The sequence below is a fragment of the Glycomyces buryatensis genome (genome assembly GCF_004912275.1).
Taxonomy (GTDB): Bacteria; Actinomycetota; Actinomycetes; order Mycobacteriales; family Micromonosporaceae; genus Glycomyces; species Glycomyces buryatensis.
On sequence record NZ_STGY01000016.1, the window covers coordinates 1 to 7354 of the forward strand.

Here is a 7354-nt window from a genome sequence, read left to right on the forward strand (position 1 = left end):
CCGCCTGCACACCAGACGGGACACGGGACCGAAGCGACCAGAACACGGCCGGACCAGCCGGTCAGGGCGATGCCCGCTGACGGGGGCTTCGCACGGACGGACGGACCGGTCAGCGGGATCCTCGTTGAACGGCATCGTTCCACCGGAACGGAGCCGGTCAGCGGGAGGCCTCTCGGTGGGCCTTTGCCCGGTCGGGACCGACCGGTGCAAGTGATGCTCCTTGGCGGGCTGCACCTGGCCGGATGGGACCGGCGCAGACGCGAAGCCCCTGAAGAGAGAGAGGCGAGCAGGACCGAGCGGCACGAAGACCGAGGGCCAAGAGCCGAAGGCCGATGTGTGATGCCCGAAGCGGGACACGGGAAAGGGAAGGAGGCACGATGACCATGACGGCCATGCAGACCATGACAGACTCGAAGCCGACTGCGCCTCGCGCCTGCCCCCGCCGACACACCCGCACGCAAGGCCCGGCGGCAGAGGCCACCGGCCCCGCCCGGGCCACCGCTCCACCGAACCTGGCCCCGCCACAACGCATTCCGGCCCGACCCCGGCAACGCACCCAGGACCGGTCCATCCACCACTCCATCGCTGAAGGCCCGAACACCAACCGAACACCGGCCGGCCCCGGCGGCGCACCGGCAACCGCATTGCCACCGCTTCATCGCTGACGGCTTGAACACCGACCGAAGACCGACCCGACCCCGGCGGCGCACCCGGGACCGGCCCCTTCACCACTCCTTCGCTGCGGGCCCGAACCCCGACCGATGACCGACCCGACCCCGGCAACGCACCCGGGACTGACCCCTTCATCGCTCCGTCGCTGCGGGCCCGAACACCGACCGATGACCGACCCGACCCCGGCAACGCACCCGGGACTGACCCCTTCATCGCTCCGTCGCTGCGGGCTCGAACCCGGACCGACGACCAACCCCCGGCCCGGCAGACCACCCCGAGCGGCCCTCCCCACCCGCCGCTCCATCGCTGCCTGCCCGAACGCCGATCGAAGACCAGCCCCCCTGCCCGGCAACGCCCCTACTTCCAGCCACCGCATCCTCGCCGCCGCTTTCGGTGCAGCGCAGCCATGTTCGCGCGAAAATCGTGCAGAGTATTCGCGAAGAGACCCATCACCCTTGCGGACGATGGGTCCCTTCGGCATCGGTCAGACCTGTGCGGTCGGCATGATCACTAGCTGCGGGAAGTTCACGCGGGTCGGCTGGCCGGCGAGGAATCCCACCGCCTCGGCCACATCAACAGACTCCAGGATCTCCATCGAGGAAATCGCATCATCGAGCCAGGCATTGGCGCCCGGGTCGGTCACGTGGCTCTGGAGTTCGGACCTCACGATGCCCGGCTCGATCGCCGAGACCCGCACCCCTTGGGGCGCAAGCTCAGCCCGGAGATTCCGGGTGGCGTGGCTGACGAACGCCTTCGAACCGGTGTAGACCGCGAAGTTCGGGAAGACGCCGGTCGCCGCGATCGAAGAGGTATTGATCAGGTCGGACACGCCCTTCTCCTTGGCGGAGCGGACCAGTTGGGGTGTGAAGGCGCCGATCGCGTTCATCAAGCCCGTGATGTTGACGTCGATCTGCTTCTGCCACAGGTCGGCGCGCAGTTCGGTGACCGGCGAGGGCAGCATGACGCCGGCATTGTTGAACAGCAGGTCGGCATCGCCGAACTCGGCCGCGACCCGGTCGGCGGCGGCGTTCACGGCCGCCGCGTCGGTGACGTCGACCTGGACGGCCAGCGCCCTACCGCCGTTCTTGGCGATCCGCTCGACCAGCTCGTCCAGGCGATCGGCCCGGCGGGCCAGGAGGGCGACCTTCGCACCGCGCTCGGCCAGGAGTTCGGCGGTGGCCTCGCCGAGGCCGGAGGAAGCGCCGGTGATGACGGCGGTGCGGCCTGTGAGAGGCTTGGCAATGTTCTGAGTGGACATTGATTTCCAGCTTTCGGTGTTGTGTTCCGGTGCGGCTGAGCCGCTCTGCGAACAACTACAACACCGTTTCGGGCGCGATTCGCCGCCAAAATTGGCCCTCCTGTGACTGGTACCGGCAGGGCTACCCACGGGCAGATCGGACGCGTTCGGGGAGGTCACAATTGGTTGATGGATCAGCGTTCCGAGATCTCCGAATTCCTGCGCACCCGGCGGGCCCGCACCACGCCCGGACAGGCGGGCCTGCCCGACGACGGCCGCGTTCGGCGGGTGCCGGGGCTGCGGCGCGACGAGGTGGCGCGGCTGGCGAACATGAGCACCGAGTACTACACGCGCTTGGAACAGGGGCGGGCCGGCAATCCCTCTCCTGAGGTGTTGGACGGCCTGTCGGAGGCGTTGCGGCTCGATGCCTCGGAGCGCGAGCACCTGAAGGACCTGTTCGGGCGCCGCCCGGCGCGGCGGGCGCCTGCAGTGGCGCAGCGGGTCCGTCCCGGCCTGCAGCTGACGTTGCAGAGCCTGGACAATGTCCCGGCGTTCATTCTCGGGCGCCGCACCGACGTGCTCGCGGTGAATCGGTTGGGGCGCGCGGTGATCACCGATTTCGAGTCGAGGCCGGCGGCCTCTCGCAATATGGCGCGGTTCGTACTGCTCGAACCGGCCGCGCGCGAGCGCGTGGTCGATTGGGAGGCCGCCGCCCGCGACATAGTCGCGATATTGCGGTTCGAATCGGGACGCTATCCGGGCGACCGGCAGTTGGCGGATCTGATCGAGGAGTTGCAGACGGGCTCCCCGGATTTCGCCGACTGGTGGGGCGACCACCAGGTGCTGCTGCGCACCAACGGGGTCAAGCGGTACCAGCACCCGGTGGTCGGCGCTCTGGAATTCCACTACGAGTCGTTTACGATGCCGGGCGATCCGGACCAGACGCTGTGCGTCTACAACGTCGAGCCCGGATCGGCAACAGCGGAGGCGTTGCGGCTGTTGGACTCCTGGACTTCGACCGAGACGCGGTCCGCGCGCTGAAGCCCCGGTGGAGCTAGGCCTCCTCGGTCGGGACGCGGTCGATGAGGACGGGCAGCAGCTCCCCCGCGATCTGGCGGGACTGCGACTCGATCTCGGCGGCCCGGTCGGACCCGGATTCGGCGGGGTCACCGGCGTAGCGGTATTCGACCTGGATCTGGACCTGAAGGTTGGAGTCGTAGCCGGTGAGGGTGAAGATCTCCATCACCAGCGTCTCGCCGTCCTCGCAGTCGCCGTAAAGGTAGATCATGAGACAGGTCTCGGTCTCCTCCTCGGTCGCGGTGTGGTCCCAGCCGGTGACTTGGAAGTACTCGGGAAACTCGGGGAATTCCGCGGGGTCCAGGGCTGGGCTGTCCTCCGGATCGGGCTGCTCCTCCAGGATGACCAGGTCTGTCACGGGGGTGGCGATGTCGTCGGTGATCCGATCCGCGGGCGCGTCGCCCTCCATGTAGAAGTAGCTGCAATGCAGTTCCTCTGGCGCCGGGTCGACGGTCCCCTCGAGGCTCATGGTGCCGTTGTGCCAGAGCTCGACCTGGTCGCTCTCCGGCGTCGACTCCAGTTCCTCGATCTCCTCGCCGGTGGGGCAGAAATCCTCTTCTGACACTCCGGCGGCGTAGATCGGGCGATCCTCGACGGGCTCGGTCGTGGTGCGGTCCTCGGCGGACTCGGTCGGCGCAGAGCCTCCGGCTCCTGAGTCCTCCGTTGCCGTGCATCCGGCCGCGAACACCGCCATGGCGACGAGAACGGCGGTCTTGGGGATTCTCACGGGTAGCTCCATTCGGGCGGGGGCTGTGCCGAACCCGGGTTCGCGGATCGGCGCGATCGACATCTCGTCGATCACGGTGATTTCGACGTCCGGAACGCGCCGATGGTTCCGTCGTTGCCGCGACAAAAGCATTGCGGCCATTGGGCTTGGGCGCCTTTATTGCCCGACCAGTGCAGGCGCCGCAGCTGGTGTTTGCTCGACAGACGCCCCTCTTCTAGGAGCTGAGATGAGACGCGGCTGCCGAGCTCAGATCTAGGTCAACAACCCCAGGCGGTCAGCTTCTCGAATCTGTCGAGCTGAGTTTCCCACTTGTAGACCGTACCTTCGATGTACGCACGGGTGCACTTGCCGTATCCGGGAACGGCCCGCGTGAGGGCCTCCTGGTCGTATGTCCCCACCCCTTCAAGGCCCTGAAGGCCCTCATTCTGGACGAAGATCGCCAGGTCCGCTTTGATCCAGTAGCCGGCGTCACGAGCCCACTGCCAAATCCACAGGTAGCCCCAGTTCTGGCGGCATGAGGGGGAGTAATACTGCTTGAGGGAGGCCACGGGGGTCGCCTGGCCTCCATAGATGTACACGGTGCTCTTGACTTGGTAGGCGTCGCTGCACATGGGGCTGACGGCCTGGGCGGGCGCGGCAGCGGCCAGGGATAGCCCCAAAGCGAGAGTCATCGTGGCGGCCAGGACGGTGAGGCGGCGAATTATGGTCGCCATGCGGTTCCAATCGTAAGGGGGAGAACGATTCTGCTTCTGCGAATCACGATGCCCCCAGTCTATCCAAAGTTGCCTCACAATGGAGTCCCGGAATTTCGGTCTGGAACTGTCGGTTGCGCCGCTCGGCTGCGGCGAGTCCACTTCCGCTCGCCGACAGAAGTCGGAGGCGGGAGTGAAGGGCTTCGCGCTAGCGGCGGCCGGTGCAGAAGCCGTCGAGCATGAGGGTGAGCCAGCGGCGGCGCGCGTCGGCGGGCAGCTCGGTCGGCAGGGTGTTGAACACCAGGAACAGGTCGTCGACGGTGAGGTCGGGGCGCAGGTCGCCGTCGTCCACGGCGGCCTTGACAATGCGGGCCGAGGCGACGGTCATGCGGTCGAAGCTGTCCCCGGGGTCGTATTCCGCGCCGATGGCGCTCGCGGCGGCCTTGACGGTCTTGTCGCTGGCGGCGGACTCGAGGACGCGCCCGGCGATCTCGAACAGGACGTCGGCGGCCCGCTCTCCCGCTTCGACGCGGGCGAGGGCGGCCTCGATCTCGACGGCCATGTACTCGAGGTGGGATTCGATGACGGCCGCGACCAGGGCCTGCTTGGTCGGGAAGTGGCGATAGAGGGTGCCGACGGCGACCCCGGCGGCGGCGGCGATGGCCTCCATGGGCACCTCGGGGCCGTGCGCGACGATCTGGGCGTCGGCGGCTTCGAGGATCTTGGCGCGGTTGCGCGCGGCATCGGCGCGCAGCGGCCGGTCTTGGGTCATGCGGACTCCTCCCCTTGAAGCTGAATGTTAATTCATATTGAGCGTCACAGCGGTCCCGATATCCTTGCAGAAAAGTGAATCGTGCTTCATGATTATAGTGAAGCCAGGTTCACCATACTCGTCCCGACGCTTCCCAGCCGTCGGCCAAGCAAGGAGCCACCATGAGCGACAAGCCCTGGACCACCGCCGACATCCCCGATCAGACCGGACGCACATTCCTGGTCACCGGCGCGAACAGCGGCCTCGGGCTCGAGACCACCCGAGCGCTCGCAGGCAGCGGCGCGCACGTCATCATGGCCGTGCGCAACGAGGCCAAGGGACGCGCTGCGGCCGCCGAGATCGGCGCGGAGCAGCCCGGTGCGGACCTGGAGGTCCGCGTCATCGACCTGTCCGACCTCGAATCGGTCAAGGCCTTCGCCGCCGACTTCACCGGACGCCTCGACGTCCTGGTCAACAATGCCGGGATCATGGCCCCGCCGCGCTCGCTGAGCCCGCAGGGCCACGAATCGCAATTCGCCGCCAACCACCTGGGCCACTTCGCCCTCACCGGGCTCCTGCTCGACCGGATCGCGGCGGGCGCCGATCCGCGGGTGGTCACTATCAGCTCACTGGCCCACGGCCACGGCCGCATTCACTTCGACGACCTCAGCGGCGAACGGAACTACTCGCCGACCGGCTACTACGGACAGTCGAAGTTCGCCAATATGCTGTTCGCACTCGAACTCGACCGGCGGCTGCGCGCGGCCGCCAGTCCGGTCCGCAGCCTCGTGGCCCACCCGGGCCTCTCGGCCACCAACCTCATCCAGAGCTTCAGCGCCCCAACGCGGTTCGTCGCCAAACTGGTGCTGCCGCTGATCACCCAGTCGGCGGCGGCAGGGGCGCTGCCGCAGCTCTACGCCGCAACCGATCCGCGCGCCGAGGGCGGGCAGTACTTCGGCCCCGACGGCAAGCGCGAGTACAAGGGCGACCCCATCATCGTGCAACCGGTCGAGGCGGCACTGGACCCGGAGACGGCTAAGCGCTTGTGGGACCTCTCCGAGGAGCTCACCGGCGTGAACTTCCAGTTGCCGGCCGCCGCCTAGGCCCGGCCGTGCGCCTCGTGGTCGGCGATGACCGCTTCGATCACGCGGCGCTGAACCGGGATGTCCTTGAAGGTGGGGTCGTCGTCGGCCGCATGCAACATGATGAGGGCCTTCCAGATCGCCCAGCCGCGGGCGCGTGCCCACGTCGCGTCGTCCTGAGCGACGGCGCGGCGGAACGCCTCGCGGCTCTCGCCCTCGAACATGGTCCAGGCGATGACGAGGTCGCAAGCCGGATCGCCGACGCCGGAAGTGCCGAAATCGATGACCGCCGACAGTTTCCCCTCGCGCGTCAAGAGATTGCCATGCGCGATGTCGCCGTGGAACCAGACGGGTTCGCCGTCCCACGTGGAGGCGAGGGCGGCCTCCCACACCTCGGTGGCGGCGGCCGTGTCGATACGGCCCTTGAGTCCCCGCAGGGCCTCTCGGGTGTCGGGGTCATAGTGCCCCGGGCTCGCGCCGCGGTAGAAGTTGTGGGGGCCGAACCCGGGGCCGCCGGTCGCGTCGGCGGCCTGGAGCGCGGTGATGAATCCGGCCACCGCCTCGGCGAAGCTCGGCAGGTCGGCGATGACGGACGGATCGGCGGTCTCGCCGTCGATCCAGCGCCGGACGGCCCACTGGTGCGGGTAGCCGTTCTCCGGTCGCCCGATCCCGAGCGGCGTCGGGATCTCCACGGGCAGCTGCTCGGCCAGGACGGGGAGCCAGCGGTGCTCCTTCTCCACGGCCAGCGCATACGCGTCGGCGCTGGGCAGGCGGACGGTCATCTCCTCGCCGAGGCGATAGGTGCGGTTGTCCCAACCGTCGATCTTGACCGGTTCGACCGGCAGGTCGCCCCACTGCGGGAACTGCGAAGCGACCAGGCGCTGGACGAACTCCGCGTCGAGCCCGGCCCGGCCGTCTGCATACAGGTCTTCCGTCATGCGGACAGTATTCGCGGCCGGGCCATGGGCCGCAATGCTTTAAAAAGCCGAAACGCGGTGGGGCCCGATATTCAAGGGCCCCACCGCGTTCATTCGGAATCGATTAGGATCTCGGCCGCTTCAACGGCGGCCATGTCGCTGCCGATGTAGAAGCTGGGGTGCGGCGGCTGGTTGTAGG

Annotated in this window: 7 protein-coding genes; 2 read left to right on the top strand and 5 right to left on the bottom strand. The window is 68.0% G+C overall.

The features are described from left to right. Nucleotides 1–1156: 1156 nt before the first annotated feature. Nucleotides 1157–1930, bottom strand: a complete 774-nt coding sequence (locus tag FAB82_RS04370) for an SDR family oxidoreductase (RefSeq protein ID WP_136533327.1) — start codon at nucleotides 1928–1930, stop codon at nucleotides 1157–1159. Nucleotides 1931–2098: 168 nt separating this feature from the next. Between FAB82_RS04370 and FAB82_RS04375 the strand changes: the two genes are divergently transcribed. Next, nucleotides 2099–2950 (top strand): helix-turn-helix domain-containing protein, encoded by an 852-nt coding sequence (locus FAB82_RS04375; RefSeq protein WP_136533328.1) that lies wholly within the window; start codon nucleotides 2099–2101, stop codon nucleotides 2948–2950. A 13-nt stretch (nucleotides 2951–2963) separates the two neighbouring features. On the opposite strand, the gene FAB82_RS04380 is transcribed toward FAB82_RS04375, so the two are convergent. From FAB82_RS04380 to FAB82_RS04390, 3 genes are all read right to left on the bottom strand, one after another. Continuing rightward, nucleotides 2964–3713 carry a hypothetical protein gene (locus FAB82_RS04380; RefSeq protein WP_136533329.1) on the bottom strand — a complete coding sequence of 250 codons (750 nt, stop codon included), beginning with the start codon at nucleotides 3711–3713 and terminating at the stop codon, nucleotides 2964–2966. A gap of 257 nt (nucleotides 3714–3970) precedes the next feature. Further along, nucleotides 3971–4426 (bottom strand): hypothetical protein, encoded by a 456-nt coding sequence (locus FAB82_RS04385; RefSeq protein WP_136533330.1) that lies wholly within the window; start codon nucleotides 4424–4426, stop codon nucleotides 3971–3973. Nucleotides 4427–4613: 187 nt separating this feature from the next. Continuing rightward, a complete protein-coding gene (locus FAB82_RS04390; protein ID WP_136533331.1) occupies nucleotides 4614–5177 on the bottom strand; it encodes a TetR/AcrR family transcriptional regulator in 564 nt (187 codons plus the stop codon). Nucleotides 5178–5338: 161 nt separating this feature from the next. Between FAB82_RS04390 and FAB82_RS04395 the strand changes: the two genes are divergently transcribed. Then, the gene (locus tag FAB82_RS04395) at nucleotides 5339–6259 is read left to right on the top strand and encodes an oxidoreductase (protein ID WP_136533332.1); all 921 of its coding nucleotides are present in this window, start codon (nucleotides 5339–5341) and stop codon (nucleotides 6257–6259) included. Here the strand turns inward: FAB82_RS04395 and FAB82_RS04400 are convergent. Then, on the bottom strand, nucleotides 6256–7176 hold the full coding sequence (locus FAB82_RS04400) for an aminoglycoside phosphotransferase family protein (RefSeq protein ID WP_136533333.1): 921 nt from the start codon (nucleotides 7174–7176) through the stop codon (nucleotides 6256–6258). The two genes, FAB82_RS04395 and FAB82_RS04400, sit on opposite strands and share 4 nt — an antisense overlap. Nucleotides 7177–7354 lie beyond the last annotated feature (178 nt).